8 protein-coding genes are annotated in these 3,853 nt (G+C 31.7%); 3 read left to right on the top strand and 5 right to left on the bottom strand.

The features are described 5' to 3' along the window. Window positions 1–246 precede the first annotated feature (246 nt). From EP747_RS25465 to EP747_RS23845, 5 genes are all read right to left on the bottom strand, one after another. A complete protein-coding gene (locus EP747_RS25465) occupies window positions 247–360 on the bottom strand; it encodes an ORF6C domain-containing protein (RefSeq protein WP_129692475.1) in 114 nt (37 codons plus the stop codon). Beyond that, complete coding sequence (locus EP747_RS23855) at window positions 345–914, bottom strand: Rha family transcriptional regulator (protein WP_129692474.1); 570 nt, start codon at window positions 912–914, stop codon at window positions 345–347. Before EP747_RS23855 ends, EP747_RS25465 begins: the two co-directional genes overlap by 16 nt. Next, window positions 914–1,051 (bottom strand): hypothetical protein, encoded by a 138-nt coding sequence (locus EP747_RS24485; RefSeq protein ID WP_165347280.1) that lies wholly within the window; start codon window positions 1,049–1,051, stop codon window positions 914–916. The genes EP747_RS23855 and EP747_RS24485 overlap by 1 nt, the downstream gene beginning before the upstream one ends. Before the next feature lie 13 nt (window positions 1,052–1,064). Further along, on the bottom strand, window positions 1,065–1,247 hold the full coding sequence (locus EP747_RS23850; protein WP_129692473.1) for an excisionase family DNA-binding protein: 183 nt from the start codon (window positions 1,245–1,247) through the stop codon (window positions 1,065–1,067). Window positions 1,248–1,316: 69 nt separating this feature from the next. Then, window positions 1,317–1,517 (bottom strand): helix-turn-helix domain-containing protein, encoded by a 201-nt coding sequence (locus tag EP747_RS23845; protein ID WP_129692472.1) that lies wholly within the window; start codon window positions 1,515–1,517, stop codon window positions 1,317–1,319. Window positions 1,518–1,682: 165 nt separating this feature from the next. Between EP747_RS23845 and EP747_RS23840 the strand changes: the two genes are divergently transcribed. The 3 genes from EP747_RS23840 (at window position 1,683) to EP747_RS23830 (ending at window position 3,782) form a co-directional block, all read left to right on the top strand. Next, window positions 1,683–2,069 carry a helix-turn-helix domain-containing protein gene (locus EP747_RS23840; protein ID WP_129692471.1) on the top strand — a complete coding sequence of 129 codons (387 nt, stop codon included), beginning with the start codon at window positions 1,683–1,685 and terminating at the stop codon, window positions 2,067–2,069. Between the two features lie 64 nt (window positions 2,070–2,133). Then, window positions 2,134–2,595 (top strand): ImmA/IrrE family metallo-endopeptidase, encoded by a 462-nt coding sequence (locus EP747_RS23835; RefSeq protein ID WP_129692470.1) that lies wholly within the window; start codon window positions 2,134–2,136, stop codon window positions 2,593–2,595. Window positions 2,596–2,633: 38 nt separating this feature from the next. After that, window positions 2,634–3,782 (top strand): site-specific integrase, encoded by a 1,149-nt coding sequence (locus EP747_RS23830; protein ID WP_129692469.1) that lies wholly within the window; start codon window positions 2,634–2,636, stop codon window positions 3,780–3,782. The last annotated feature ends 71 nt before the right edge of the window (window positions 3,783–3,853 follow it).

Below are 3,853 nucleotides of genomic sequence, written 5' to 3'. Positions count from 1 at the left end.
TTTTTTTTTAAAAAAATTATTCCAATTTTCAATCTTCAAATTTCGCAAATTGGCTAAAAAATATCTTTTCTATTTTTGACCGAACACACGAATATTAAATGTGAATAATAAGCGTAAAATTGTGAATGACATTCATTAGATGTAACTATTACTCCATCTTCATCAGCTTTTTCGACAACTTCATGTAATCCATCAATTCCTTTTTCATGTTTAAAGCTACAATATCACCCATCACTAATTCCGTTTTCATACTAAACTAGGTCTCCAAGCGTTTATGTAGTTGATCGCTTCCTCATACTCATGTTTGCGTATGTCTCTAAAGCTGTTTACTGCAAATGCATTTTTTAAATCTCTACCAATAGCGGCGTGAACTTTTTGAGCAGTTCCATAATATCGGTATTAATTTTTCCGTTATTCCATAATTGATAAACTCGCTTGTTCTTAGCATTTTGAACACATCTTTGCTGACCGAAATCTAGTGTAAGTTGATTGTTTACCTTTTCCTCTAATGAAACTAATCGTTCATCCTGTTTCATCATTTCATTCGTCATTGTGTGGAACATTTGTAATGGTGTCATTGGTGGTAATTGTTGAGTTACTACTTTTTCCAATTCATGAAACTTTTCAACATATGTTGCTGTAAATAAAATCCCTTTTTCACCGGTCATTTTGTTAGCTACCATATCGCATCCTTTTTTTGTAATTAAAAAACATGGTTGTGCTTGATTTCTTGAACTTAGGTATTCACTTGATACAAAGAAATTTTCACTAGGAAGATTTGCCGAGTGAAGTGTTTCCACATACTTACGAATTGATTTCATTAAATCGCTATGATCTTTACCGACCATTTCAGCAACTTCTACTGAACTAATAGCATTTATCCCATTGTGTTTAATAACTTGTAATGTACTCATTACATCTCATCCTCCTCTGGATTCCATAAAAGTGAATTGAATTTATCTTTTACAGATTGTGGGCCACATGCTGCAACGATTAATAAACCAGATATGCCACCCGCAATTAAAAGACCCATAGCATAAAGTGATAACATCTAATCCCTCCTTTTATTTTTGATTATTTAGCCAATTAAAAAATTGATCTCTATTAACGCGTTTTAATCTTCCTATACGAATTAAAGGAAAATCTGTTCGTTCCATCATTTCATATACATGACTTTTAGTGCAGCTGAGAATATTTGCTACGTTTTCTGCTGTTAAAATGATAGGTAATTCGTTAATTGATTCCATGACTTCACTTCCTTTCGATTGGATACACTAACAAAATGCAAACACCATAATTGCTGTTTTAGCAATAATTCAATTAAAAAAATCTACTATTTTACAATTTAAATATCTAGCCAATTGAGGTAATTGTTCTGCTTTAAATTTGTAATTTCCGTTTTCGTATTTCCAATATGTTGAGGAATTAGCAAAACCAAAATTTTTAGCCATATGTTCATGACTGATAGATAGCTCTATTCTTCGCTTTTTAATGAAATCTAAATTTAAACTTTTCAAGATACAATCTCCTTCCTTACTGATAATTGCTATTTCAGCAATATTTGTATATTTAGTATATATTGCCATTTTAGCAACGTCAATATTTTTTATTGCTGTTTTGTAAATTTAATTTATTTCTAAAATAGAAACGTGTTAAAATTTATTTAAAGCGAGGTGTTAATTATGCCAAATATAGGTGAAAGAATTAAAAATCTACGTGAAAAAAAGAACTGGAGTCAAAAAGAATTAGCGACTAGAGTTAAATTGCATACGAGCGTACTTAACCGGATCGAAAATAATACGAGACCAATAAAAGATGAAGAATTATTATCATTTGCTAATATATTTGATACAACAACAGATTTCATATTAGGCAGAAGTCTTTCAGCAAATTTACCAGAGAAAAATTCACTTACAGAAATACAAAAATTAGTTAGTGCAAATGGTATTGAAAACATCAGTTTTTTTGATATAGAAAAATGGAAGAATCTATCATCTGCGGAAATTGAACTTGTAAAGCAACACTTCGAGATGGTTGCAAAAATAGCTGCGGAAAGAAATGAAAAATAACCCCATTTTTATTAGGGGCTTTTCTTTTACATACAAAACCGAACATACATTCTAGAGGTGGAACATGCATACTACTTTTTTAGAGGATTACGTATCAACTTTATATCAAAATATTGGTATTTTTACACCAGAAGATATCAATATAAAAATAATCGCAAGACGATTTAATATCTTACTTACATTTTCAGAAATTGATTCATTTATGACGAATATTGGTCCAGTTACTTGTATCAATATTGATTCTCGCTTAAATGAAATTGAACAACGTGAGGCGTTTTTCCATGAATTATGTCATTCATTAAGGCATGTTGGAAATCAGATGAAACTACCCAAATCATTTTTAGACTATCAGGAATGGGATGCACAACGTTTTACATTATATGCGAGTATGCCCTACCACATGGTCAAAACTCGTCAGTGGGACAATCCTAGTGCCTTACAAAGGGTATTTAAAGTTCCATACCACTTATGCGAGAAGCGTTTTAATCAATTAGCCAATCGTTACCATAATTTGAGTATCGGATAATTTTGATTTAATAACTATAATGTTTATGAGGTGATATTATGAAAGGCAGTTTTAGGAAACGTGGCGACAAATGGAGTTTTGCAGTTGATTTAGGTAAAGATCCTATTACTGGAAAACGAAGACAAAAAACTCGTAGTGGGTTTAAAACTAAAAAAGAAGCACAAGCTGCATGTGCAGAGTTAATCAGTGAAGTAGAAAAAGGCGTTTATTTTGAAACGAAGAATATTACTGTTAAAGAAGTTTGGGAAAGAGCACAAGAAATTCGTAAACAAGAATTAAAACCTCTTTCTATTCAAAATTCTGAGTACACTGTAAAGAATCATATTTTGCCTAAATTTGGTGATATGAATATCAATAAGGTTAATACCTTAATGGTTCAAAAGCATTATCAGGAGCTTTATGAAGATGGTTTAAGTGCGTCTACTGTCCAATATATTCATGTGTACTTTCAAATTATTTTCAATTTCGCTTTGGATTGGGAGATCGTTAAAAATACTCCTCTAAAGAAAGTGAAATTACCTAAGACAGAAAAGAAAATCCCAGTTACATGGTCCATTGAGCAATGTAATACCTTTCTAGATTTTCTAGAAAAAAGAGAATATTACAAAGAACGCTTATTTTTTCTTCTTGCAATTTTCACTGGAATGAGACGCGGTGAAATCTCTGCGCTCCAATGGAAGGATATCGATTCTTGGAAAAAGCAAATATCAGTTACAAAAACAACAATCTCACAGATCGGAAAAGGGTTAGTAATAACTTCACCAAAAACCCCTTCATCCATTCGAAATATTGCAATTTCTGATTATGTATTAGAACAATTAACAGAATATAAAACACATCAGAAAAAAGAATATTTGCAATATGGATTAAAGGTAACTGATGGATCAAATATATTCGACGGAACCGAACCACTGAAATTGTACAACCCAGCAAGTGCAGCTCACTTTTTACAACGTTTTTCAAAGAGACTACATTTACCACATGTAAAATTGCACGGGTTACGCCACACCCACGCAACAATCATGTTAGAAAATGGAGAAAACCCAAAAATCGTACAAGAACGATTGGGTCATAAAAACGTCCAAACAACGTTGAATGTGTACAGTCACCTCACACCAACCATTCAACAACAATCTGCCTCTCGATTTGAAGAATCTTTTTCGAAAAAAATAATAAATGAAATGTGAGCATAATGTGAGCATTAAGGAAAGAAAACTTAATAATACTAATAGTTTCCCCAACTTATATCATAAGTATT

It is taken from the genome of Gottfriedia acidiceleris (assembly GCF_004138285.1).
Lineage (GTDB): Bacteria > Bacillota > Bacilli > Bacillales > Bacillaceae_G > Gottfriedia > Gottfriedia acidiceleris_A.
This window is presented reverse-complemented; position numbering and strand designations above follow the sequence as displayed.